The sequence below is a fragment of the Rhizobium sp. NLR16a genome, from assembly GCF_017948245.1.
In the GTDB taxonomy this organism is placed as follows: Bacteria; Pseudomonadota; Alphaproteobacteria; order Rhizobiales; family Rhizobiaceae; genus Rhizobium.
In genome coordinates this window covers 169,014-191,698 of sequence record NZ_CP072868.1, presented here as the reverse complement: position 1 = coordinate 191,698, position 22,685 = coordinate 169,014, and the positions used below count along the sequence as shown (strand labels likewise).

The 22,685-nt window shown below is 61.2% G+C and carries 22 protein-coding genes and 1 pseudogene; 15 read left to right on the top strand and 8 right to left on the bottom strand.

All coding sequences use genetic code 11. The annotated features are described in order from the left end of the window. Nucleotides 1-30: 30 nt before the first annotated feature. From J7U39_RS25675 to J7U39_RS25665, 3 genes are all read right to left on the bottom strand, one after another. The gene (locus J7U39_RS25675; RefSeq protein ID WP_210632994.1) at nucleotides 31-759 is read right to left on the bottom strand and encodes a Bax inhibitor-1/YccA family protein; all 729 of its coding nucleotides are present in this window, start codon (nucleotides 757-759) and stop codon (nucleotides 31-33) included. 181 nt (nucleotides 760-940) lie between these two features. After that, entirely contained in the window at nucleotides 941-3,484 is a 2,544-nt protein-coding gene (locus tag J7U39_RS25670; RefSeq protein WP_210632993.1) for an ABC transporter permease, read from the bottom strand. After that, entirely contained in the window at nucleotides 3,481-4,188 is a 708-nt protein-coding gene (locus tag J7U39_RS25665) for an ABC transporter ATP-binding protein (RefSeq protein ID WP_064805499.1), read from the bottom strand. Before J7U39_RS25665 ends, J7U39_RS25670 begins: the two co-directional genes overlap by 4 nt. Before the next feature lie 72 nt (nucleotides 4,189-4,260). Here J7U39_RS25665 and J7U39_RS25660 point away from each other — a divergent pair, with 72 nt between their 5' ends. After that, on the top strand, nucleotides 4,261-4,905 hold the full coding sequence (locus J7U39_RS25660) for an arylesterase (protein WP_210632992.1): 645 nt from the start codon (nucleotides 4,261-4,263) through the stop codon (nucleotides 4,903-4,905). Between the two features lie 68 nt (nucleotides 4,906-4,973). Further along, on the top strand, nucleotides 4,974-5,567 hold the full coding sequence (gene thpR / locus J7U39_RS25655; RefSeq protein ID WP_210632991.1) for an RNA 2',3'-cyclic phosphodiesterase: 594 nt from the start codon (nucleotides 4,974-4,976) through the stop codon (nucleotides 5,565-5,567). Here the strand turns inward: thpR and J7U39_RS31940 are convergent. After that, nucleotides 5,474-5,973: pseudogene (locus tag J7U39_RS31940) on the bottom strand (low molecular weight protein-tyrosine-phosphatase). The gene thpR and the pseudogene J7U39_RS31940 overlap by 94 nt on opposite strands. A gap of 33 nt (nucleotides 5,974-6,006) precedes the next feature. On the opposite strand from J7U39_RS31940, the gene J7U39_RS25640 reads away from it, so the two are divergent. Then, nucleotides 6,007-6,312, top strand: a complete 306-nt coding sequence (locus tag J7U39_RS25640; protein ID WP_210632989.1) for a 4a-hydroxytetrahydrobiopterin dehydratase — start codon at nucleotides 6,007-6,009, stop codon at nucleotides 6,310-6,312. 66 nt (nucleotides 6,313-6,378) lie between these two features. Then, entirely contained in the window at nucleotides 6,379-6,771 is a 393-nt protein-coding gene (locus J7U39_RS25635) for a YkvA family protein (protein WP_210632988.1), read from the top strand. Nucleotides 6,772-6,786: 15 nt separating this feature from the next. Here J7U39_RS25635 and J7U39_RS25630 read toward each other — a convergent pair whose 3' ends face one another. Next, nucleotides 6,787-7,347, bottom strand: coding sequence for a sigma-70 family RNA polymerase sigma factor (locus J7U39_RS25630; protein WP_210632987.1), 561 nt, complete (start codon nucleotides 7,345-7,347; stop codon nucleotides 6,787-6,789). A 336-nt stretch (nucleotides 7,348-7,683) separates the two neighbouring features. On the opposite strand from J7U39_RS25630, the gene J7U39_RS25625 reads away from it, so the two are divergent. From J7U39_RS25625 to J7U39_RS25605, 5 genes are all read left to right on the top strand, one after another. After that, nucleotides 7,684-8,193, top strand: coding sequence for an invasion associated locus B family protein (locus J7U39_RS25625; RefSeq protein WP_064805485.1), 510 nt, complete (start codon nucleotides 7,684-7,686; stop codon nucleotides 8,191-8,193). A gap of 302 nt (nucleotides 8,194-8,495) precedes the next feature. After that, a complete protein-coding gene (gene rlmN / locus J7U39_RS25620) occupies nucleotides 8,496-9,725 on the top strand; it encodes a 23S rRNA (adenine(2503)-C(2))-methyltransferase RlmN (protein WP_210632986.1) in 1,230 nt (409 codons plus the stop codon). A 93-nt stretch (nucleotides 9,726-9,818) separates the two neighbouring features. Then, complete coding sequence (locus J7U39_RS25615) at nucleotides 9,819-10,772, top strand: ABC transporter substrate-binding protein (protein ID WP_210632985.1); 954 nt, start codon at nucleotides 9,819-9,821, stop codon at nucleotides 10,770-10,772. A 120-nt stretch (nucleotides 10,773-10,892) separates the two neighbouring features. Beyond that, nucleotides 10,893-11,771 carry an ABC transporter permease gene (locus J7U39_RS25610; protein WP_210632984.1) on the top strand — a complete coding sequence of 293 codons (879 nt, stop codon included), beginning with the start codon at nucleotides 10,893-10,895 and terminating at the stop codon, nucleotides 11,769-11,771. Beyond that, entirely contained in the window at nucleotides 11,768-12,562 is a 795-nt protein-coding gene (locus J7U39_RS25605; RefSeq protein ID WP_210632983.1) for an ABC transporter ATP-binding protein, read from the top strand. Before J7U39_RS25610 ends, J7U39_RS25605 begins: the two co-directional genes overlap by 4 nt. Nucleotides 12,563-12,587: 25 nt before the next feature. Here the strand turns inward: J7U39_RS25605 and J7U39_RS25600 are convergent, their stop codons facing one another. Together J7U39_RS25600 and J7U39_RS25595 are read right to left on the bottom strand one after the other, a co-directional pair. Then, nucleotides 12,588-13,229, bottom strand: a complete 642-nt coding sequence (locus J7U39_RS25600) for a LysE family translocator (RefSeq protein WP_210632982.1) — start codon at nucleotides 13,227-13,229, stop codon at nucleotides 12,588-12,590. Nucleotides 13,230-13,314: 85 nt separating this feature from the next. Then, complete coding sequence (locus J7U39_RS25595) at nucleotides 13,315-14,166, bottom strand: SDR family NAD(P)-dependent oxidoreductase (RefSeq protein ID WP_210632981.1); 852 nt, start codon at nucleotides 14,164-14,166, stop codon at nucleotides 13,315-13,317. Between the two features lie 177 nt (nucleotides 14,167-14,343). On the opposite strand from J7U39_RS25595, the gene J7U39_RS25590 reads away from it, so the two are divergent. From J7U39_RS25590 to J7U39_RS25575, 4 genes are all read left to right on the top strand, one after another. Next, nucleotides 14,344-15,567, top strand: coding sequence for an argininosuccinate synthase (locus tag J7U39_RS25590; RefSeq protein WP_210632980.1), 1,224 nt, complete (start codon nucleotides 14,344-14,346; stop codon nucleotides 15,565-15,567). Between the two features lie 256 nt (nucleotides 15,568-15,823). After that, entirely contained in the window at nucleotides 15,824-16,438 is a 615-nt protein-coding gene (locus tag J7U39_RS25585) for a TetR/AcrR family transcriptional regulator (protein WP_311043520.1), read from the top strand. A gap of 44 nt (nucleotides 16,439-16,482) precedes the next feature. Then, nucleotides 16,483-16,941: a cupin domain-containing protein gene (locus J7U39_RS25580; protein ID WP_210632978.1), complete on the top strand. Its 459-nt coding sequence runs from the start codon at nucleotides 16,483-16,485 to the stop codon at nucleotides 16,939-16,941. Between the two features lie 252 nt (nucleotides 16,942-17,193). Beyond that, nucleotides 17,194-17,835 carry a LysE family translocator gene (locus J7U39_RS25575; RefSeq protein ID WP_210632977.1) on the top strand — a complete coding sequence of 214 codons (642 nt, stop codon included), beginning with the start codon at nucleotides 17,194-17,196 and terminating at the stop codon, nucleotides 17,833-17,835. A gap of 6 nt (nucleotides 17,836-17,841) precedes the next feature. On the opposite strand, the gene J7U39_RS25570 is transcribed toward J7U39_RS25575, so the two are convergent. Continuing rightward, nucleotides 17,842-18,273: a hypothetical protein gene (locus tag J7U39_RS25570; protein ID WP_210632976.1), complete on the bottom strand. Its 432-nt coding sequence runs from the start codon at nucleotides 18,271-18,273 to the stop codon at nucleotides 17,842-17,844. Nucleotides 18,274-18,491: 218 nt separating this feature from the next. Between J7U39_RS25570 and J7U39_RS25565 the strand changes: the two genes are divergently transcribed. Beyond that, complete coding sequence (locus J7U39_RS25565; RefSeq protein ID WP_210632975.1) at nucleotides 18,492-20,579, top strand: M3 family metallopeptidase; 2,088 nt, start codon at nucleotides 18,492-18,494, stop codon at nucleotides 20,577-20,579. Between the two features lie 159 nt (nucleotides 20,580-20,738). Next, entirely contained in the window at nucleotides 20,739-22,559 is a 1,821-nt protein-coding gene (gene typA / locus J7U39_RS25560) for a translational GTPase TypA (RefSeq protein ID WP_085779724.1), read from the top strand. Nucleotides 22,560-22,685 lie beyond the last annotated feature (126 nt).

Genomic DNA, 22,685 nt, shown 5'->3' with positions numbered 1-22,685 from the left:
AGCCGCCTTTTCGATCTATCAATGCGCCTGTTATCTGCGGTTACCCATGAACTGCAGCAGGAACATGAACAGGTTGAGGAAGTCGAGGTATAGCGTCAGTGCGCCCATGATCGCCTTGCGACCGGCGACAGCGACGTCATCCGCTTCATAGTAGAGTTCCTTGATCCGCTGCGTGTCGTAGGCGGTGAGACCTGCGAAGATCAGCACGCCGATCACCGAGATCGCGAACTGCAGCGCGGATGAAGCCAGGAAGATGTTGACGAGCGAGGCGATGATCAGGCCGAAGAGACCCATGATCAGGAACGAACCCATCGCCGACAGGTCACGCTTCGCCGTATAGCCGTAAAGAGACAGCGCGCCGAAGGAGGCGGCGGTGACGAAGAAGGTCTGAACGACGCTCTGGCCTGTATAGACCAGGAAGACCGACGAGAGCGACAGCCCTACCAAGGCGGCGTAGATCCAGAAGGTGGTCTGGGCGGCGGACACGCTCATCTGATGAATGCGGAAGCTCAGGAAGAAGACGACCGCAAGGGGGGCAAGGATCACGACCCAGCGCAACGGCGACTGGAACAGAAGCGCGCCAAACTGGGTGAGCTGGCCGTCCTGGACCGCGAAGTTGAATCCGAGATATGCTGCCACGCCGGTGATCGCCAGGCCCAGCGCCATCAGATTGTAGACCTTGAGCATATATGCGCGCAGGCCTTGATCAATCATCTCGCCGGTCTGGACGCGGCTTTGATAGTTACGAAGATCAGCCATAGTTTCCTCTTACAAGCTCCGAAGGAGATACGGTGTCGGGGTTTTCGACCCGGGCGCCGCTGCGGAGCTCCAGCATGCCTGCAGACAATATGAGGCTTTCGCCCTTTGCAAACAAGGGGCTTGCAAAGGCGCGGCCGGTTAAATCGCCGTAACGTGAAGTCGTGTCGACCGTGCTATCCGTCTAAAGCTCACGCAGCACCGGTGCGGCCTTCTGCCCGAGGATGCGCCAGGTGCCGATGAGGCCGATGCCGACGGTGAGCACGAGCGCGGTGACGAGCGTCAGTCCCGCCACATCGGGCAGGAAGGCAGACGGCAGTCGCATGATGCGGGCGACGATGAACCAGGCGGCGATACCGCCGGCAAAGAGTGCGAAGATCGCGGTGGCCAGCCCGAGGATCAGATATTCGTAGCTGAAGGCGCGAATCAGCATAGCGCGCGTGGCGCCGAGCGTCTTCAGCACCACCGCGTCGTGAGTGCGCGCCCTGTTGCCGGCGGCGAGCGCCCCGGCAAGGACAAGAATAGAGGCGACGAGCGCCACCGATGCGGCGGCGCGGATCGCTGTCGAAAGCTGGGCGACGAGCTGGTTGACGATATCGATCGCATCCTTGACGCGCACGCTGGTGATCGTCGGATAGGTGTGGGTGACGGATTTCAGGATGGCAGCATCTTCGGCCGGTGTTGAGGAGGGATCGGTTAGCGTCGCCAGCCAGGCATGCGGGGCGCCGCGGAACGTGTTCGGCGAGAAGACCATGACGAAATTGATCGACAGCGATTCCCACTCGACACGGCGCAGATTGGCGATCTTTGCAGTGATGTTGCGGCCGAGCACGTTGACGGTGACGGTATCGCCGATCTTGAGGCCGAGTTCATGCGCTTCTTCCGAGGAGAAGGAGACGAGCGGCTCGCCGCTGTAATCCTTGTCCCACCAGCTGCCTTCGGCGAGCGCGGCATTTTCGGGCAGCGTGTCGGCGTAGGTGATGCCGCGATCGCCGTTCAGCACCCAGCGGCCGGCGGCCGGCACATTCATCTTGGTGACATCCTCACCATTGAAGGCGACGATCCGGCCGCGCAGCATCGGCACCTCCATCAGCTTGCCCCTTGGCGCTTGCGCCTGGACGAGATTGCGGAAGGCATCGACCTCGGCACTCTGGATATCGACGAAGAAGAAGTTGGGTGCCCCCTCGTTCATGCGGCCGGTCAGCTGCTGGCGCAGGTTGCCGTCGATCAAGGTCAGGGTCACCAGCAATGCCAGGCCGAGGCCGAGCGAGAGGACGACCGAGGGCGTCAGCGCTCCGGGGCGGTGGATGTTGCCAATCGCGAGCCTGAGCGCCGGCGAGTGAACGCGCGGGCTGCGGCGCGCGAGCCAGGCGATCAAGGCGGCGACGAGGCGCAGGACGACGAAGGCGAAGATGATTGCGCCGACGAAGACGACGGCGATAAAACGATCATAGGCGGTGAGGATGGCAAGGCTGGCAAGGGCCGCCATGAAGACGGCGGCAAGCAGGATATAAGGCCAGGACGGCAGCCGGCGGGCTTCGAAGCCCTGCTCTCGGAAGAGCGCCGTTGCCGGCACTTCGCGGGCATGACCAAGCGGCAGAATGGCGAAGGCGAGCGTCGTCAGGATGCCGAACAGCGTCGCGAGCAGCAGGGCGCCGGGATAGAGGGTCGGCGCGGTTGAGACCGGCAGGAATTGCGCCAGGAACTGTGCCGCAAAGATCGGCGACAGGGCGCCGATGACGAGGCCGGCCAAGATGCCGCCAAGGGCGATGATGGCGATCTGAAAGAGATAGATCAGAACGACGACGGCGGCTGGAGCGCCGAGGCATTTGAAGGTGGCGATGGTGGTGCGCTTGGAATCGAGGAAAGCACGCACGGCATTGGCGACGCCGACGCCGCCGACGATCAGCGCGGTGAGGCCGACCAGCGTCAGGAATTGCGAGAAACGGGTGATATTTTCGGTGAGGGAGGGTGCTGCGCGATCACTGGTACGGATCGCCCAGCCGGCGGAGGGAAACTCCTTGGAGGCGCGGGCCTGGATGCCCGACATGGCGCCCTTATCTTCCAACCGGATCTTATAGGCGTGTTCGACCAGACTTCCGGTCTGGATCAGCCCCGACGCTTCGAGCGCCTGGCGGCTGACGAGCAGACGCGGCGCAAAACCGAAGCCTTCCGACAGCGCGTCGGGCTCGGTCTTCACCGTGCCGGTAATGCTGAGCTTGACATTGCCGAGCAGCAATTCGTCGCCGACCGCAAGGCCTAGCCGATCGAGAAGCAGCGGGGCGGCGACCGCGCCATAGGTGCCCCCTTGGCTGGAGAGCAGGGCTGCAAGCGGATAGTCCGGTTCGGCGACGAACCTGCCGTAGAGCGGATAGGCGTCGTCGACGGCCTTGACCTCGACCAGCGCCTGGTCGGAACCGTCGGGCTTGCGGGCCATCGAGCGAAGGCCGGTTGAAACCGAAATGGTTCCCAGGCCCTGAAGGAAGCTCATTTCCTGAGATGTCGCCTGGCGATTGTTGAGCTCGAAGCGGACGTCGCCCGCCAGCAGCTCCTGCCCTTGCGAGGCGATCGTGTCAGTGATCGACTGCGAAACGGAATTGACGGCGGCGATCGCACCGGTGCCGAGCGCGATGCACGCCAGGAAGATGTAGAAGCCACGAATGCCACCGCGCAGCTCGCGGAGCGCCAGGCGAAAAGCGAGCGCGACGCGTGGCGTGACCGTGCTCATGCGATTGCCGCCTCGCTGCGGCGGGCGGCGCTGTCGCCCTCGATCCTGCCGGAACGGACGCGGATCTGGCGCGAGCAGCGGTTTGCAAGCGAGACGTCGTGGGTGACGAGAAGCAGGGTCATGCCGCGTTCGGCCTGTTTGGCGAAGAGAAGGTCGGCGATCTGTCGGCCCGTTTCGGTATCGAGATTGCCTGTGGGCTCGTCGGCGATCAGCAAGGCGGGCGAGGGAGCGAGCGCTCTGGCAATCGCCACGCGCTGCTGCTCGCCGCCGGAAAGCTGGCCGGGATAGTGGTTCAGCCGTTCGCCGAGGCCGACCGAACTCAGTTCGCGATGGGCGATTTCGAAGGCGTTGCTGATATTGGCGAGCTCCAGCGGCACCGCGACGTTTTCCAGCGCCGTCATGTTGGCGATCAGGTGGAAGGACTGGAAGACGATGCCGATGTTGCGGCCGCGGAAATCGGCGACCTCATCCTCACTCAGGGCATGGAGCGGCGTGTCGTTGATATTGATTTCGCCGCTGTCGAGCTTTTCCAGTCCGGCAAGCACCATCAGCAGGGTGGATTTGCCGGAACCGGAAGGTCCGACGATGCCAACGGATTCGCCGGCAGCGATATCGAGATCGATGCCCTTCAGAACATGGACGGAGGCGGCCGCACTGCCAAGGGTGAGATCGGCGCCCTTCAACTCGATGATGGTTTTTGCCAACAGAAATCGACCTATATTAATCTCTAACGCAATGGCCGCATCACGGCACCTCGCCAATCTAGGGAAGCCAGAATGAGATTTAAAGTTGCCGCGCTTCAATTCACCGTCATCGCGGTGTCGCTGATCTTTGCCGTTGGAGTCAATGCGCGGACGATCAATCTCGTCGGATTCGGGGACAGCCTGATGGCGGGTTATCAGCTGCCGCCCGGCAAGGGCTTTCCGGAAAAGCTGCAGGCGGCTTTGAAGGCCAAGGGGCTCGACGTTTCCATTGCCAATGCCGGGGTTTCGGGCGATACCACGACAGGTGGGCTTGCCCGGGTCGACTGGTCGGTCCCCGACGGCACCGATGGCGTTATCCTCGAGCTCGGCGCCAATGATGCGCTGCGCGGTATTCCGCCGGAAGAGAGCGAGAAAAACCTCGATCAGATGATTGCCCGGCTCAAGGCGCGCGGCATAGCGGTGCTGCTTGTCGGCATGATGGCGCCGCCGAACATGGGAGCGGATTATGCGGCGCGCTTCAATCCGATTTATCGGAAACTTTCCGACAAATATGGAGTTCCACTTTATGCCTTCTTCCTCGACGGGGTTGCGCTCGATGCGGGGCTGAAGCTCGATGACGGCATGCATCCAAACGCGAGAGGTGTCGACGTCATGGTCGAGAAAATGGAAGCTGATGTCACAAATTTCATCGATACGATTTCTTCTGTGAAGAATTAGGGGCTTGCACGGCCATTGATTGCGTGATTCCGTGTAAGCACCTGCAAAAGATTCGGGGAGTGCTCGTTATGCCGAGACTGTTTACCGCCCTCGAAATTCCGCGCAATGCGGCAATGAGCCTTTCATTGCTGCGCGGTGGCCTCCCCGGAGCACGATGGATCGATGTGGAAAATTACCACATCACGCTGCGCTTCATCGGTGATGTCGACGGCCGAACGGCCGATGAAATCGTTGAACGCCTCGACCGGATCGATCGGCCGGAATTTCAGTTCCGGCTCGAAGGCATCGGGTCCTTCGGCTCGAAGAAGCCGCATTCGGTCTGGGCGGGCGTTTCTCAGTCGCCTGAGATGTACGCCCTGCAGGCTGAGATCGAACGGATCTGCCAGCGCATCGGCCTGCCGCCGGATCCGCGCAAATTCACGCCGCACGTGACGCTGGCCCGGCTGAAATCCTCGCGGCTCGACGATGTCGTGCAATATCTGAGTGGGCGTGGCAACTTCCACACCGCGACCTTCACGGCGCCGCGTTTCGTGCTGCTTTCATCGCGCGAATCGGTCGGCGGCGGGCCCTATCTCACCGAGGAAGTGTTCCCGCTGCACGAAGTACGTTCGGGGACCAGCGTTTCGAGCAGGCTGCTGCAGCCGGTCAAGAGCTTGGTATAGAGCAGCTCGAAACCTTCCGGACCGCCATCATAGGGGTCGGCAATGTCCTCCCCGTTCCCAGCGCGATATCGCCGAACAGCTGGATGCTCGCCTCGGGAGGGGCGATCCTGTTGAGTTCCGCAACATTGTCGCGGTCCATGGCGACGATCAGATCGACACTGACGAAATCGATCGAACGGATGCGCCGGGCGCGTTGCCCTGCTATGTCGATGCCATGGTTGCGGGCAACAGCGATCGAACGGCAGTCGGGCGGTTCACCTTCATCTCAGCCGCCGGTGCCGGCGGAATCGATCGTGAAACGATCGGTCAGCCTCGCCTCGGCGGCAAGGTGGGTAAAAATTCCCTCCGCAAGCGGAGAACGGCATATATTGCCCATGCAAACGAAAAGGATGCTGATGTCTTTCATCGGTGACCTGCTGACAGATGAGAGGACCATGGCATGAAACAGGAAAGACTGGAACGGGCGGCGGCCGAGGCACGACTGGCTGAGCTTTCAGGCTGGGCGCTCAACGATGCGGCCTCTTCAATCTCGAAAACGTTCAAGTTTTCAAATTTCATCGAGGCCTTCGGCTTCATGACGCAGGCAGCGATTACGGCCGAGAAACTCAACCACCATCCCGAATGGTTCAACGTCTATTCCCGGGTGGATGTGACGCTGAACACGCATGATGCCGGCGGGCTGACGGAACTGGATTTCAAGCTCGCCAGGGCGATGGACAAGGCGGCGGCACGCGGTGCCGTTTGAAACGAGCGCTGATTGAAAGCCGAAGCGCCATCACCATATGTTCGCATGGACGAAAGGATGTCAGGAATGGACGAGGTCAAATTCGGGGAAATCCTGCTGCCGGGCGACGAGGACACCCAGAGCCGGCGGGAGGAAACCGTACGGCAGAAGTTCTGGCCGACCTTCCGCCGGGCCGTGCGCCAGATTCCCTTTTCGCGCGACGTCGTCGCAGGTTTCTACTGTGCGCTCGATCCGCAGACGCCGACCAAGGTGCGCGGCGTGCTGCTGGCCGCGCTGGCATACTTCGTCATGCCGATAGACATGATCCCGGATATTTTCGCTGTTATCGGCTTTTCTGACGACATCGCCGTGCTTTCCGCCGCCTTCGCCATGGTGCGCGGTCATATCCGGCCGAACCATTACGACGCAGCGGACCGCGTCCTTGCCGACCGGCCTGCGGATACGATGAAAACGATTTGAAGGCCGCGGCGCGGTTCACCTGAGTTCCTGCTCGAGCATCTTGCGAAGCTTTCCAAACGCAAGCCGAATACGTGATTTCACCGTGCCGAGCGGCAGCCCGGTCGCTTCGGCTATCTCAGAATGCGATTGGCCGAGAAAGAAGGCTGCACGCAGCATATCGCGCTGTTCTTCGGACAGTTGCTCGACAGCGGCGCGCAGCTTGGCATCGCGATCGCCATTGGCGATGATTTCATCGGCACCGATCTCAGCCGGTGGCAGCAGGGTCGGGTCCGTTTCGTCGAAAGTGCGGGTGCTGGTGCGGCGCCGCAGATCGATGCGGCGGTTGCGGGCGATGCGAAAAAGCCAGGTCGACAGAGAAGATCGCGTCGCATCGTAGAGATAGGCCTTGTGCCAGAGCACGATCATGATCTCCTGGACCAGCTCTTCGGCCTCGCCTGATGTCATCTTCTGGCGCATCAGCCAGCTCTTCAGGCGCGGCGCGAAATAGTCGAACAGGATAGAAAAGGCCTGCTGGTCGCGATCATCCGCGACGGCCTTTGCGAGGGCAGCGAAACGCTGTCTTTCCTCGGCATCCATGTCGTCTCACCAGCCCCCTGCGGCGAAAATTTCGTCCCGGATTTCCAAAGTCTTAATGAGGTACAGCGGATTTTTGAAAGGTCAAACTGTTGCCTGAATCTTTGTGTCTTAAGTTCAGCCGAACGGCCAGTCGGTGCCATCGGCGCACCGGCATCGCAGCCGATTTCGGCAAGGGGCAAAGGTGGTAGTCGAGCTGAAATGACACAGGCACATACAAATCGCAGCTATTGTTGACCATTTGGTAACCTGAATTAAGTCAAAATAAAGCAGATCGTGATTATGCGGCGCCCGCTATGATCGCTTCGGGCCTTGAATCGCAAGAACCGGCAGGAATCCATGTTTGTAAGAAGTATCGTATCCGCCCTCGCCCTCACCCTGACAATGGCCGGAGTGGCGGCAGCGCAGCAGGCCGCGCCGACCCGCATTCAGCAGTTCCAGGCATGGGGCGCCTATTCCTATAAGTCGGGCAATAGCACCGTGTGCTACGTGCTGTCCGTTCCAACGGCAAAGCAGCCAGCAAGCGTCGACCATGGCGACAATTTCTTCATCGTTTCGCAGCGGCCCGGCCAGAACATCTCCTACGAGCCGCAGGCGATGATGGGCTACACGGTGAAGGAAAATTCGAAGATCAATGTCGTCATCGACAACAAGACCTTCGTCATGTTTACCAAGGACAAGGCGGGCTGGGTCGAGAATGCTGCCCAGGAGCCGGCCCTCGTCGCGGCGATGAAGACCGGCCATTCGATGACCGTCAATGCGGTTTCGCGCAAAGGCACCGGCACGTCCTACAGCTATTCGCTGTCGGGCATCTCGGCTGCGCTCAAGCAGATCGAAAGCTGCAAGTAAGCGGGACTTTCAGTCACAAAGTTTCAAGAGCCGGCCTTGTGCCGGCTCTTGCCGTTTAGGTCTCTGCTGTATGCATGTCGTTTTTCCAAAACCGCTTCACACTTTTGAGCGACATGCATTAGTGACGCGCGGGCAAAATAATGCTAAAGGCCGCGCAAACAGCGGACAGATCGCGATATCAGTCGCCGTCCGCCATCAATTTCTGCCAATGTGCCGTCATGCCTCCGCAAGTCTTCCGGATCAGATCCCGAAGTCCGCGGCTTGCGGAACGGTTACGTGTTCGAATTCGGGGTCAGAAGCCTATGTCCGTCATGGATGCGATCGTCATCAACAAACCTCAGGCCGCGCGCCCGTCTTCCGGCGCCGAGAAGCCGTCGTTGATCGGGCTCTCCCGGGAGGAAATGGCGGCGGCGCTCCGGGAAAAAGGCGTGCCCGAAAAGCAGATCAAGATGCGCGTCTCGCAGCTCTGGAATTGGATCTATGTGCGCGGCGTCTCCGATTTCGACTATATGACCAATATCGCCAAGGATCTGCGTGAAATGCTGAAGACGCATTTCACCATCGCGCGTCCGGAAATCGTCGAGGAGCAGGTCTCGAACGACGGCACGCGCAAATGGCTGCTGCGTTTTCCCGCGCGGGGCGCGGGCCGCCCGGTCGAGATCGAGGCCGTCTACATTCCGGAAGAGGGCCGCGGCACGCTCTGCATCTCAAGCCAGGTCGGCTGCACGCTGACCTGTTCCTTCTGTCATACCGGTACACAGCGCCTGGTGCGCAACCTGACGGCGGAGGAAATTCTGTCGCAGTTGCTGCTCGCTCGCGACCGGCTCGGCGACTTCCCGGATCGTGAAGCGCCGCAAGGCACGATCATGCCTGCCGAGGGCCGCAAGGTCAGCAATATCGTCATGATGGGCATGGGCGAGCCGCTCTATAATTTCGACAGCGTCAAGCAAGCGCTGCTGATCGCCACGGATGGCGACGGCCTGTCGCTGTCCAAACGCCGCGTGACGCTTTCCACCTCCGGCGTCGTGCCGGAAATCTTCCGCACCGGCGAGGAGATCGGCGTCATGCTGGCGATCTCGCTGCATGCGGTGCGCGACGACCTGCGCGATATTCTGGTGCCGATCAACAAGAAGTACCCGCTGAAGGAACTGATCGACGCCTGCAAGGCCTATCCGGGCCTTTCCAATGCCCGGCGCATCACCTTCGAATATGTGATGCTGAAGGACGTCAACGACAGCCTCGAAGACGCGAAGGGTTTGATCAAGCTCCTGAAAGGCGTGCCGGCGAAGATCAACCTCATTCCGTTCAATCCCTGGCCCGGCACCAATTACCAGTGTTCGGATTGGGAGCAGATCGAAAAGTTCGCCGATTTCATCAATTCGGCCGGTTACGCTTCGCCGATCCGCACACCGCGCGGCCGCGACATCCTTGCCGCCTGCGGCCAGCTGAAATCGGAATCCGAACGCATGCGCAAGACCGAGCGCCTGGCCTTCGAGGCAATGATGATCGCCAATCACGGCGCCGACGACTGATCAGCAAGTTTGATCCTCGCTACAATTCTCCTGCATTGATTTAAGCATGCGCTTTTCCTAATAGTGCCGCCAAAATCATTCAGGAGGACATCCATGCGCCCGATTTTGCTCGCTCTTGCCGCCACTTTGGCCCTTTCCCTGCCCGCCAAGGCCGATAATGTGACCGTTGCCGTCACTGCGATCGTCGAGCATCCCGCGCTCGATGCCGCCCGCAAGGGCGTTCTCGACGTGCTGATGTCGGCGGGCTACAAGGAAGGCGAGAACCTGAAATTCATGTTCGAATCGGCGCAGGGCAATCCGGCGACGGCAGCCCAGATTGCCCGTCAGTTCGCCGGCGACGAGCCCAACGTGATCGTCCCCATTTCCACGCCGTCGGCCCAGGCCGTCGTCTCGGCGACGCGCGACATTCCTGTCGTCTTCACGGCCGTCTCCGATCCGCTCGGCGCCCAGCTCGTCAAGAACATGGACAAGCCGGGCGGCAACGTCACCGGCCTTTCCGACATGTCGCCCGTCGGCGAGCACCTGGCGCTGATCAAGGAAATCCTGCCGAAGGTGAAGACGATCGGCTATCTCTACAACTCCGGCGAGGCGAATTCGGTTTCGCTGCTCGCCGTGCTGAAGGCCGAAGCCGAAAAGGCCGGCCTGACGGTGGTCGAATCGGCCGCGACCAAATCGGCCGAGGTTCAGGGTGCCGCCCGCGCCCTCGTCGGCCGCGCCGATGCCATCTATATTCCGACCGACAACACGATCATCTCCGCGCTCGAGGGCGCCGTTGCGGTTGCCGAAGAGAGCAAGTTGCCGCTCTTCACCGCCGATACGGATTCGGTTTCGCGCGGTTCGATCGCCGCGCTCGGCTTCAATTATTACGACGTCGGCAAGCAGACGGGCGAGATCGTCGTGCGCGTCCTGAAGGGCGAAAACCCGGGCGACATCGCGGTCAAGACCGCCGCCGGCAGCGATCTCGTCGTCAACAAGGCGGCTGCGGCCAAGATGGGCGTCACCCTGCCCGAGAGCGTGCTTTCGCGCGCCAACAAGGTCATCGAATAAGCGCTCATCGTCGCATCAACCATTCACATTCAGCCGCTCCCGTTTGCACGGGGGCGGCTGAAGTATTGAAAGGCTGCGGTTTCGCGACGGGCGGAACGAAAACAAAAGGGGCTGAAAGCCTTGAGCCAAATCGCATTCTGGGGGGCCGTCGAGCTCGGCCTGGTCTATTCCTTCGTCGCCCTCGGCGTCTATCTCGCCTTCCGCGTCCTCGATTTTCCTGACCTCACGGTAGACGGTTCCTTTCCGCTCGGCGCGGCGGTTACCGCGGTGCTGATCATTGCCGGCGTCAATGCCTGGCTCGCGGCGCTGATTGCGATGGCGGCGGGTGCGGCGGCCGGCATGGTGACGGCGCTGCTCAACGTGCGCTTCAAGATCCTCAACCTGCTCGCCTCGATCCTGACGATGATCGCGCTGTTTTCGGTCAATCTGCGGGTGATGGGAAAACCGAACGTCGCCCTCATCAATGCCGATACGATGATCAGCCCGTTTTTCGGCCATGGCCTGCGTGATTTCTACGTGCGGCCGCTCTTCGTCGGCGTTCTGGTTATTGTCGCGCTGATCATTGTCTGGCGCTTCCTCGAAAGCGATGCCGGGCTTGCGATGCGCGCCACCGGCGCCAATGCCCGCATGGCCCGCGCCCAGGGCGTCGACACCAGCCGGCAGATCTATCTCGGCATGGCGATCTCGAACGCGCTGGTGGCGTTCGGTGGCGCCTTGTTTGCCCAAACCAACGGATTTGCCGACGTCACTTCGGGCGTCGGCACGATCGTCGTCGGTCTTGCCGCCGTCATCATCGGCGAGACGCTGCTCGGACGCCGGGGCCTGCTGATCGCCCTCGTCGGCTGCGTGCTCGGCTCGATCCTCTATCGCATCGCCATCCAGCTGGCGCTGTCGAGCGACGTCATCGGCCTGCAGGCCTCCGATCTCAATTTCGTGACGGCGGTGCTCGTCACCTTCGCGCTCATTCTCCCCCGTCTTCGCCGAGGTGCCGCATCGTGATCAGCGTCAAGGATATCAAGGTCGTCTTCGGACGCGGCACGCCGCTGCAGAAGCAGGCTCTGAACGGCGTCAGCCTGACCATCGAACAAGGCTCCTTCGTCACCGTCATCGGCTCCAACGGCGCCGGCAAATCGACGCTGCTCGGCGTGCTCGCCGGCGATGTCATCCCGAGTGAGGGACAGGTGCTGATCGGCAAGAGCGAGGTGACGCGCAAATCGACGGCAGCGCGCGCCGGCCTGGTGGCGCGCGTCTTCCAGGATCCGCTGACTGGCAGCTGCGGCTCGTTGTCGATCGAAGAGAATCTTGCTCTGGCGGCCCGGCGCGGCGAAAAGCGCGGGCTTGTGCCGGCGCTTGGCGGCAAACGTCGGGACTATTTCAAGGAGCGGATCGCCGAGCTTAATCTCGGGCTGGAAAATCGGCTGAAGGATCGCATGGATCTGCTCTCGGGCGGGCAGCGGCAGGCCGTGTCGCTCGTCATGGCGACACTTGCAGGCTCCGAGGTGCTCCTGCTCGACGAACATACGGCGGCGCTCGATCCCGGCATGGCTGAGTTCGTGATGAACCTCACGCAGAAGATCGTTGCCGAGCGCAAGCTGACGACGATGATGGTAACGCATTCCATGCGCCAAGCGCTGGATTACGGCCATCGCACGATCATGCTTCATGGCGGCGAGATCGTTCTCGACGTGGCGGGTGACAGCAGGAAGGACCTGCAGGTCGAAGATCTGATCGCCATGTTCCGCAAGATGCGCGGCCAGACACTCGATGATGACGCTTTGCTGATCGGCTGAGCCGATCGGCGAAGCCGATAGCGGCCTATCGCGCTTGGGTGAGCAGGATTTTGGCGGCGAAGACCGAGAAGACGCCGGCGAAGGTATAGTCCATGCCGCGCAGAACCTTCTTGTTGTTCTGCAGCCAGGACGCCAGCCAATCGGCGGCGAGGATCACGCTGGCATTGACCGGCATGCCGATCAGGATGAAGCAAAATCCGAGAAACAGCAGTTTCTGCGTAACGGCGGGATCGCCGGCGCTGACGAATTGCGGCAGGAAGGTCATGAAGAAAATGATGACCTTGGGGTTTAGAAGATTGACCCAGAAGCCGGATGAGATGTTGGCAAACGCGGTCCCCTTCTGCGTCTCGACCTTGGCGACCGTAAGTTTCGATCCGAAGCGGATCGCCTGTACTGCGAGCCAGAACAGATAGGCCGCGCCGCCGGTCTTCAGGATCAGGAAAGCCGTTGGTGAGGCAGTGATCAGCGCCGAGATGCCGAAGGCGACCAGCATGGTGTGGACGACGATGCCGAGGCTGGTGCCGACGATGACGAAGAGGGCAGACTTCTTTCCTTGGGCCAGCGCGCGGCTGATCGACAGCGTCATGTCGGGGCCGGGCGTCGCGGCAAGGAGGAGCGTCGCGGCGGCAAAGGCCAGAAGTGTTGGCAGGCTGGGCACGAAATCCATGGCACTCTCTGCAAGCCGGAAAAAACCTGACGATCTCTAATCCGGCTTTCAGAAAATTACCAATCAAACCTCCTGATGGCGACGATCACTTCTGCTCCAGGAAGGCCTTGAATTTGTCGGCATAGTCCTTGTGCCAGCGCGACAGCGGCGGGCGGTTCTCGATGATGTCGCCGGCCGCCCAGGCCATGCGGCGTTCATCGACCGGGCGGGTGACGTCGTTGTCCGGGCAGAGGATATAGAAATCGCCGCGTTCCAGGCTCTCGACCATGAAGTCGACGGTCTGTTCCGGTGTCCAGGCGCCAGCCGGCTTTTCCGCGCGGTCACCCTTGGTGAGGCCAGTGAAGACGAAGCCGGGGATCAGCAGGTGCGCCGAGATTTTTGACCCCGCGGTGTTGCGAAGCTCGTGTTCGAGCGCTTCGGTAAAGACTTTAACGCCAGCCTTGGAGATATTGTAGGCGGGATTGCCCGGTGGCGTGGTGATGCCCTGCTTGGAGCCGGTATTGATGATCAGGCCGGGCTCGCCATGGGACAGCATCTTCGGCCCGAAGACGCGTGTGCCGTTGACGACGCCCATCAGGTTGACGGCGAGGATATGGTCCCAATTGGCCTGCGGGCTGAAGATCGAGGTTTCCGGACCGATACCGGCATTGTTCATCAACACGTGGACGCGGCCAAAACGCTGGAGCACGGCGCGTTCAAGCGCCTCCAGGGAGTCGCGGCTGGCGACGTCGGTCTCGACCGCCATCACATCCTCTTCGCCGGCAATGGCCTTGAGTTCGTCGGCGGCGTTAGCCAGCCGGTCGCCGCCGAGATCGGCGATGACGACGCTCATGCCGCGCCCGGCAAAGTACTTCGCCGCCGCAAGCCCGATGCCGGAAGCGCCGCCGGTGATGACGGCAACATTGGACTTCTTGAAAATGTCTTGAATATTCGTCACGGGGACAGCCCCTCCTCGAGCGTTGTTCGCACGCAGCCGAATATGGGCGCCGCTTTCGCAGTGTCAAACGCTATCGGCGCCTCAGCGATCGCACTTGCCCTTGCGTCACGCGCCAATCTCGCTAAAAGTGCCGCGACACCGGGTTTTCGCCGGCCTTATGCAACGGACCTCATCATCATGGCATCATACAAAGACGTGAAGAAAGTCGTGCTCGCCTATTCCGGCGGCCTCGACACCTCGATCATCCTGAAGTGGCTGCAGACGGAACTCGGCGCCGAAGTCGTCACCTTCACCGCCGATCTCGGCCAGGGCGAGGAGCTGGAGCCGGCGCGCAAGAAGGCCGAGATGCTCGGCATCAAGGAGATCTACATCGAGGACGTCCGCGAGGAATTCGTCCGCGATTTCGTCTTCCCGATGTTCCGTGCCAACGCCGTTTACGAGGGCGTCTATCTGCTCGGCACCTCGATCGCCCGTCCGCTGATCTCAAAGCATCTGATCGATATCGCCCACAAGACCGGCGCCGATGCGATCGCCCACGGCGCGACCGGCAAGGGCAACGATCAGGTTCGCTTCGAGCTCTCCGCCTATGCCCTGAACCCCGACATCAAGATCATCGCGCCCTGGCGCGATTGGGCGTTCAAGAGCCGCACGGAGCTGCTGGCCTTTGCTGAACAGCACCAGATCCCGGTCGCCAAGGACAAGAAGGGTGAAGCTCCCTTCTCTGTCGACGCCAACCTTCTGCATTCATCTTCCGAGGGCAAGGTTCTCGAGGACCCTGCTCAGGAGGCACCGGAATATGTGCATATGCGCACGATCTCCCCGGAAGCAGCGCCCGACAAGGCGACGACAATCAAGGTCGGCTTCCGCAAGGGCGATGCCGTGTCGATCAACGGTGTCGAGATGTCGCCGGCGACGCTGCTCGCCACGCTCAACACCTACGGCCGCGACAACGGCATCGGCCGTCTCGATCTCGTCGAGAACCGCTTCGTCGGCATGAAGTCGCGCGGCGTTTACGAAACGCCCGGCGGCACGATCCTGCTCTCTGCGCATCGCGCTATTGAATCGATTACGCTCGACCGGGGTGCCGCCCATCTCAAGGATGAGATCATGCCGCGTTACGCCGAGCTGATCTATTACGGTTTCTGGTTCTCGCCGGAGCGCGAGATGCTGCAAGCGCTGATCGACAAGAGCCAGGAGCATGTCGAAGGCGAAGTGACGCTGAAGCTCTACAAGGGCAACGTCATGGTCATCGGCCGCGAGAGCGAAAAGTCCCTCTACTCCGACAAGCTCGTCACTTTCGAGGACGACCAGGGCGCCTACGATCAGAAGGACGCGGCCGGCTTCATCAAGCTCAACGCACTGCGCCTGCGCACGCTCGGAAAGCGCAACCTCGCGAAGTAATCGCGGAATTCGTCTTCGGACGGACATCGGCCCGCCGGCATCGCCGCGCGGGCTTTTTATTGAATGAGTGGCAAGCGCGCCAATACCTCTCGGGGCATCCAAGATGACCGGATTGCCCCAACGACGCTCATCAATCGTCGCTGTTCGCGCGCCATCGCCTGCGTCCAGGTCTTGCCGATACCCTCTCCGCCAACGGTCAACAACTCCAGTTGACATGATCGTAAAATGGTGTCACTAGCAGCGACATTAATACATCATGAGAGACATAATGTCCCAACAGTCGCCCACACGAAAGTACAGTTCCCCCTTACGGGAATCGCAGGCCCAGGAAACACGGGAGCGCATCCTGCGCGCCACCTCAGACCTTCTCAACGGCAATGCGTTCGCGGACATTTCCATGGACGATGTTGCGCGGTCTGCCGGAGTGGAGAGGCGAACGGTGTTTCGGCATTTTGCAACGAAGGAAGCGCTGTTCGACGCGTTCTGGGTCTACATTAACCAGAACATGAATGCGGCGACCCTGCCAACGACCCTGGAGGAGCTTCTTCGCTCGCCCCTCGACGCCTTTCCGCAGTTCGACAAGAACGAAGGTATCATTCGCGCCAGCCTTCATACGCCCACGGGTCACGCCATGCGGATGCGGACGGTCAAGACACGGCGCGTTGCGTTCCGGACGTGCCTCGAAGACGCCAATCTGGATATAAATTCCAAGAGCGCCCGCAAGGTCGAGGCGCTCTTCCACCTTCTCTACAGCGCCAGCGCCTGGGAAACGCTTAAAGACTACGGCGGATTGACGGGGAAGGACGCGGGACGGGTCGCGTCCTGGGCGATGCAGGCGCTGTTGAAGGCTGCCGAGACTGACGAGAACTGATCACACACATGCCGGCAAGAGCCGGCCCGACGATGGAGCCGATAATGGATCAAGCATTCAAGACACGAGAGACCGCGGACGTCCTTTGGGTCATTCGCGACAAGGTGCAGTTCATGGGCGAAGTGCCGGAGAAGGGCTTGTCGATCCTGGAGGTGACCGTGCCTCCCGGTTCCGGTACGCCGCCGCACAAGCACGAATCCGTGGAGATATTCCGGGTCCTGAGCGGTGAGATCACTTTCACGGTGTTCGACAGCGTACCTCCCTCGCAGATGGTCGCGCGGACCGGCGACGTTCTCACCCTGCGGTCCTTCCAGCCGCACAATTATGCCAACACCGGAAGCCTTCCCGCCCAGATGATCGCAGTCGTGGAAGATTCGATGAGCCACTTCTTCCGCGACATCGGCCAGAGCGAAGTTCCGCCGGATGGCCCCCCTTCGGCGGAGGAAATCGGCGCGGTATTGGCGGCGTGCCAGAGGCACGGAATTGAGGTCCTGGGCACCTGATGGGTGACCGGGCGACGTCGCATCCGTCGCCCGGCCGACGGCGACCCGTTGCGGAAGCGCCCCGGACGCGGCACCGGGCTCGAGCCCGGCCGATGCCAACCGGACGGTGATGACGACATGCAGATTGCGATTGGAGCGGTTCAGCTTCTCACGGAGCGCAGAACCGCTCTGACCTTTTCATGGCCGTGTCATCGCCCTTGACGGATGCCTGCCATCGCTTAGTCTGCTCCGGTCATTCTTCGGAGCATGTCCATGACGCAGTCCCTGCTCTTCGGCGCCTTTCTGGCGGCGCTGTTCTATGTGCTCATACCAGGCCCCGCCTTTCTGCAACTGCTCGGCATCGGCGCCGGGCAGGGGCGCAAGGCCGGCGCCTTGTTCATGATGGGGCATCTGGTCGGGGATCTCATCTGGTCGTCGCTGGCGCTGATTGCGATCGTCGGCGCCAAGACGATCGGAACCTTCGTCTTCGATCTGCTCGGGCTCGCCTGCGGTTTCTACCTCGCCTGGATCGGCTGGGGCGCCGTCAATGCCAAGCCAAAAGCGGATGGGCAGGCGCTTGTCGTGATCGAGCGGCCGTTCCGGCGTGGCCTGATTTTCGGGGTCACCAACCCGAAGGGGTACCCGGTGGCGCTTGCCACCTTCACGGCGCTGGTCGCGGGCTCGGCCGGTGCACTCGATTTCGAGGCGCTGCCGGTGCTTCTCGCTGTGTCCTTCCTGGGTTTCGTGACCGCCGACATCATCCTGATCGGCGTCATTGGCGCGGGTGCGGTGCGGCGCTTCTATCGCGCCCATGAGCGGCTGATCGTGCGCTCGTCCGGCGTCCTGTTCATGGGCTTTGCCGCCCAGGCGCTATGGCACGCCACGCCCGGTCTCATCGGTTGGCGCAAGGCCTAACTGCGATCATGCATTCAAGAAACTGACGATCGATTTCAGCGTCTGAACCTCATGAGGATCGCCGATCGACATGGCGACCTGCAGCTGGTTCTTGTAATAATCGAGGAAATTGAAACTCGTGCCGTCGGTGACGCCGGAGAGATCGATGATATTGCCTAGCGGATCGATCGCATGCATCGGCAGCGGTTCCGAAATCGCGGCGTAAGTGTTCTGGTCGATCAGGCCGCTATCGAAGCTTTGGCGGGCGTAGTTGCGCAGCTCGCCGGGGCTGACCGCGGTGAAATCCGGCCCTTGGTCGAGATTATCTTCGATGTGGAACGAGACCGGAGCCGGAGCCTTGGTCTCGATTTGAATATCGGCTGTCTTCGAATTTCTTGCGTTATTAGGGTTGTTTTTAAATAGCAAACTCTGAGAAGACCGCAGGGAAAAAATTTCCATGGCGCATGTCCCCTGGCAGGAAAGATCACCGGGAAACTAGCGCTTGTGGGTGATTCGCGTCAATCGTTAACAAACGGTTAATTTTCAACTGTGAAATCTTGCCCACCGGCTGACGTGCGTCAGATCGCCGAATGAGACAAAAGCCCATCGCGACGACATACCAATTCCGTGACGGCTCTCCTATATTGACCATCCCGCATACCAAAAGGAATTCTCCGATGGCTTCTCCCCACGATTTCAATCCGGCGCTCATCAACTGGGACGCTCTCCACGGCCTGCCACGGTTCGATGCCATCGATGACGGCGATTTTTCCGCCGCTTTCGACGCCGCACTCGCCGCGCACGAGCAGGAGATCGACGAGATTGCCGGAAACAGTGATGCGCCGACATTCGACAATACGGTGGTGGCGCTGGAGATTGCCGGCGATGCGCTGTCGCGCGTCTCGGCGTTGTTCTGGAACAAGGCCGGCGCCCATACCAACGAGGTCATCCAGGCGCTGGAGCGGGAGATCTCGCCGAAGCTGTCGCGCCACTATTCGAAGATCGGCATGAATGCCCCGCTTTTTGCCCGCATCGACACGCTCTGGGAGAAGCGCGAAAGCCTCGGCCTGACGCTCGAACAGACACGCGTGCTCGAACGCCATTGGAAGGGCTTCGTCAAGTCGGGCGCCAAGCTCGAAAAGGCCGAGCAGGAGAAACTTGCCGCGATCAACGAAAGGCTTGCCGGCCTCGGCACCCGATTCGGCCAGAACGTGCTGGCCGACGAAAAGGCCTGGGCGCTCATGCTTTCCGACGGCGCCGAGCTTGCCGGGCTGCCGGAATTCCTGCGCGACGCGATGGCGGCGGCGGCGCGCGATCGCGGCGAGGAGGGCAAATATGCTGTGACGCTGTCGCGCTCGATCATCGAGCCGTTCCTGACCTTTTCGGAGCGCCGAGATCTGCGCGAACAGGCTTTTAATGCGTGGGTGGCGCGCGGCGCGAACGGCGGGGAAACCGACAACCGCGCCGTCATCAAGGAAACGCTGGCGCTGCGCCATCAGGTGGCGAAGCTGCTCGGCTACGGCAATTTCGCCGAGCTGAAACTCGACAACACGATGGCGAAGACGGCAGATGCGGTGAACGGCCTTTTGAAAGCCGTCTGGGCGCGGGCGGTCAAACGTGCCGGCGAGGAAGAGATCGACATCGCGGCGCTGATCGCCGAGGAGGGCCGGAACCACGAGGTGATGCCCTGGGACTGGCGCCACTACGCCGAAAAGATCCGAGCCCGGAAGTTCGATTTTTCCGAGGCCGAGCTCAAGCCCTATCTGCAGCTCGAAAAGATCATCGACGCCTGCTTCGATGTGGCCGGCCGGCTGTTCGGCATTCGCGCGGTCGAGAAGAAGGGTGTCGCGGCCTATCACCCCGACGTCAGGGTGTTCGAAATCAGGGATCGGGACGACAGGCTGGTCGCCCTCTTCCTCGGCGACTATTTCGCTCGTAGTTCGAAACGCTCAGGCGCCTGGATGAGCTCACTGCAATCGCAGCACAAGCTGCAACTGAAGAACGGCCGCCGCGGCGAGTTGCCGATCATCTACAATGTCTGCAATTTCGCCAAACCCGCCGAGGGCAAGCCGGCGCTGCTGTCGCTCGACGACGCCCGCACGCTGTTTCATGAATTCGGCCATGCGCTGCACGGCATGCTTTCAAACGTCACCTATCCCTCGGTTTCCGGCACCGGCGTCTCGCGGGATTTCGTGGAGTTGCCCTCGCAGCTCTACGAGCATTGGCTGACGGTTCCCGCCATCCTCAAGGAATATGCCGTGCATTTCGAGACAGGCGAGCCGATGCCGCAGGCGCTCCTCGACAAGGTGCTGGCGGCCCGCACCTTCAATGCCGGTTTCAACACCGTCGAATTCACCTCGTCGGCGCTCGTCGATATGGCGTTTCACACGCGACAGGCCGTCGACGATCCGATGGCGGTGCAGGCGGAGGTGCTGGCCGAGATCGGCATGCCGAAGTCGATCGTCATGCGCCATGCCACACCGCACTTTCAGCACATCTTCTCCGGCGGTTATTCGGCCGGCTATTATTCCTACATGTGGTCGGAAGTTCTCGACGCCGATGCCTTCGCCGCCTTCGAGGAGACGGGCGACGCTTTCAACGGCGAGATGGCGCGCAAGCTCAAGGAAAATATCTATTCCACCGGCGGTTCGGTTGATCCCGAGGATGCCTATAAGGGCTTCCGCGGCAAGCTGCCGAGGCCGGATGCTATGCTGGTCAAAAAGGGACTCGCCACCTTCGAGGAATTGACAGGCAGCGACGCTTAAGACAGTTTGATGACAGAGAAGCGAGCGGCATGGCGGCAGCCATGCCGCAGCTTTCGCGCGCGACCCCCTTTCGCAATCGCGAAAAAACCGGTAAGAGCGCGCCAAACGTAAATGGCGCGTCCACTTGGCGTAGCGCCCCAGCCTCAGAGATTATGACATATGGCACTTCGCAACATCGCGATCATCGCGCACGTTGACCATGGCAAGACCACTCTCGTTGACGAGCTTCTGAAACAGTCCGGCTCCTTCCGCGAGAACCAGCGCGTCATGGAACGCGTGATGGATTCCAACGACATCGAAAAAGAGCGCGGCATCACCATTCTCGCCAAGGCGACCTCCATCGAATGGAAGGACACGCGCATCAACATCGTCGACACGCCCGGCCACGCCGACTTCGGTGGTGAAGTCGAGCGCATTCTCTCGATGGTGGACGGCGCGATCGTTCTCGTGGACGCTGCCGAGGGCCCGATGCCGCAGACCAAGTTCGTTGTCGGCAAGGCCCTGAAGGTCGGCCTGCGTCCGATCGTTGCCATCAACAAGATCGACCGTCCCGACGCCCGCGCCGACGAAGTCGTCAACGAAGTCTTCGACCTTTTCGCCGCCCTCGATGCGACCGACGAGCAGCTCGACTTCCCGATCCTTTACGGTTCCGGCCGCGCCGGCTGGATGAACTACGATCCGGCAGGCCCGAGCGACGAAGGCCTCGCACCGCTGCTCGACCTCGTCGTCAAGCACGTGCCCGAGCCGAAGGTTGAGGAAGGTCCGTTCCGGATGATCGGCACGATCCTCGAAGCCAACAACTTCCTCGGCCGCATCATCACCGGCCGCATCGCGTCCGGTTCGATCAAGCCGAACCAGGCCGTCAAGGTTCTCGGCCAGGACGGCAAGCTGATCGAACAGGGCCGTATTTCCAAGATCCTCGCCTTCCGCGGCATCGAGCGCCAGCCGATCGAGGAAGCGCATGCGGGCGACATCGTCGCCATTGCCGGCCTTTCCAAGGGTACGGTCGCCGACACCTTCTGCGATCCGTCGGTGACGGAAGCCCTGAAGGCGCAGCCGATCGACCCGCCGACCGTCACCATGTCCTTCATCGTCAATGACTCGCCGCTTGCCGGCACCGAAGGCGACAAGGTGACGAGCCGTGTCATCCGCGACCGCCTGTTCAAGGAAGCCGAAGGCAACGTCGCCCTCAAGATCGAGGAAAGCGCCGATAAAGATTCGTTCTTCGTCTCCGGCCGTGGCGAACTCCAGCTCGCCGTTCTGATCGAAAACATGCGCCGCGAAGGCTTCGAGCTTGCCGTTTCGCGTCCGCGCGTCGTCATGCACAAGGACGAGAGCGGCCAGCTCCTGGAGCCGATCGAGGAAGTTCTGATCGACGTCGATGAAGAACATTCCGGCGTCGTCGTGCAGAAGATGTCCGAGCGCAAGGCAGAGATGGTCGAGCTTCGCCCGTCGGGCGGCAACCGCGTCCGTCTGGTGTTTTACGCGCCGACCCGCGGCCTGATCGGCTATCAGTCGGAACTGCTGACGGATACGCGTGGTACGGCGATCATGAACCGCCTGTTCCACAGCTACCAGCCCTACAAGGGTGAGATCGGCGGCCGCGTCAACGGCGTGCTGCTCGCCAACGAAGCCGGTGAAGCCGTTGCTTACGCCCTGTTCAACCTGGAAGACCGCGGCCCGATGATCATCGACGCCGGCGAAAAGGTCTATATGGGCATGATCATCGGCATTCACACGCGTGACAACGACCTCGAAGTCAACGTGCTGAAGGGCAAGAAGCTGACCAACATCCGCGCCGCCGGCAAGGACGAAGCCGTCAAGCTGACCCCGCCGATCCGCATGACGCTGGAGCGCGCGCTCTCATGGATCCAGGAAGACGAACTCGTCGAGGTCACGCCGAAGTCCATTCGCCTGCGGAAGATGTATCTCGACGCCAACGACCGCAAACGGTTCGAAAAGACCAAGGCGGCTCTCTAAGAGCCCAGTCGTTCCCCCTTTCAAACCCCGGCCTTCGAGCCGGGGTTTTTTATTGTGCGCTGCGCTGATTCCGACTTGTGACAATCGTTAAAAAAGCGTTAAATTTTATCCGTCGTCCACATATCA

Coding starts and splice junctions, on each gene's coding strand:
- J7U39_RS25675 (WP_210632994.1), bottom strand. CDS start 759: ATGGCTGATCTTCGTAACTATCAAAGCCGCGTCCAGACCGGCGAGATG.
- J7U39_RS25615 (WP_210632985.1), top strand. CDS start 9,819: ATGCGCCCGATTTTGCTCGCTCTTGCCGCCACTTTGGCCCTTTCCCTG.
- J7U39_RS25590 (WP_210632980.1), top strand. CDS start 14,344: ATGGCATCATACAAAGACGTGAAGAAAGTCGTGCTCGCCTATTCCGGC.
- J7U39_RS25600 (WP_210632982.1), bottom strand. CDS start 13,229: ATGGATTTCGTGCCCAGCCTGCCAACACTTCTGGCCTTTGCCGCCGCG.
- rlmN (WP_210632986.1), top strand. CDS start 8,496: ATGTCCGTCATGGATGCGATCGTCATCAACAAACCTCAGGCCGCGCGC.
- J7U39_RS25565 (WP_210632975.1), top strand. CDS start 18,492: ATGGCTTCTCCCCACGATTTCAATCCGGCGCTCATCAACTGGGACGCT.
- typA (WP_085779724.1), top strand. CDS start 20,739: ATGGCACTTCGCAACATCGCGATCATCGCGCACGTTGACCATGGCAAG.
- J7U39_RS25670 (WP_210632993.1), bottom strand. CDS start 3,484: ATGAGCACGGTCACGCCACGCGTCGCGCTCGCTTTTCGCCTGGCGCTC.
- J7U39_RS25585 (WP_311043520.1), top strand. CDS start 15,824: ATGAGAGACATAATGTCCCAACAGTCGCCCACACGAAAGTACAGTTCC.
- J7U39_RS25640 (WP_210632989.1), top strand. CDS start 6,007: ATGAAACAGGAAAGACTGGAACGGGCGGCGGCCGAGGCACGACTGGCT.
- J7U39_RS25580 (WP_210632978.1), top strand. CDS start 16,483: ATGGATCAAGCATTCAAGACACGAGAGACCGCGGACGTCCTTTGGGTC.
- J7U39_RS25625 (WP_064805485.1), top strand. CDS start 7,684: ATGTTTGTAAGAAGTATCGTATCCGCCCTCGCCCTCACCCTGACAATG.
- J7U39_RS25635 (WP_210632988.1), top strand. CDS start 6,379: ATGGACGAGGTCAAATTCGGGGAAATCCTGCTGCCGGGCGACGAGGAC.
- J7U39_RS25660 (WP_210632992.1), top strand. CDS start 4,261: ATGAGATTTAAAGTTGCCGCGCTTCAATTCACCGTCATCGCGGTGTCG.
- thpR (WP_210632991.1), top strand. CDS start 4,974: ATGCCGAGACTGTTTACCGCCCTCGAAATTCCGCGCAATGCGGCAATG.
- J7U39_RS25575 (WP_210632977.1), top strand. CDS start 17,194: ATGACGCAGTCCCTGCTCTTCGGCGCCTTTCTGGCGGCGCTGTTCTAT.
- J7U39_RS25630 (WP_210632987.1), bottom strand. CDS start 7,347: ATGGATGCCGAGGAAAGACAGCGTTTCGCTGCCCTCGCAAAGGCCGTC.
- J7U39_RS25570 (WP_210632976.1), bottom strand. CDS start 18,273: ATGGAAATTTTTTCCCTGCGGTCTTCTCAGAGTTTGCTATTTAAAAAC.